Source organism: Streptococcus sp. KR, assembly GCF_002238115.1.
In the GTDB taxonomy this organism is placed as follows: domain Bacteria; phylum Bacillota; class Bacilli; order Lactobacillales; family Streptococcaceae; genus Streptococcus.
Window position 1 is genome coordinate 1 of sequence record NZ_NGVM01000283.1, and the last position, 252, is coordinate 252.

At 45.2% G+C, this 252-nt stretch carries 1 protein-coding gene; it reads right to left on the minus strand.

Annotated elements, in window-relative coordinates; translation table 11 throughout:
* Positions 1 to 252 (minus strand): HAD-IC family P-type ATPase (locus CBI42_RS11960; protein WP_142294169.1); only part of this gene is annotated, 252 nt, incomplete at both ends.

A 252-nucleotide genomic window follows, 5' to 3' on the forward strand; every position in this document is an offset into this window, starting at 1 on the left:
GAATCGAATGGTCTTTTGAATGTTATCAAAGACGTGCCGACCTTCAGCAACCGCTTCAACAATGGTGGTAAAACTATCATTAACCAGCACCATATCGGCAGCTTCCTTGGCAACATCGGTTCCTTTGATTCCCATGGCAATTCCGATATTCGCCTGCTTTAACGCAGCGGCATCATTGACACCATCACCAGTCATCGCAACAATCTTGTTGTTAGCCTGTTGAGCTTTAACAATTCTCAGCTTATTGGCAGG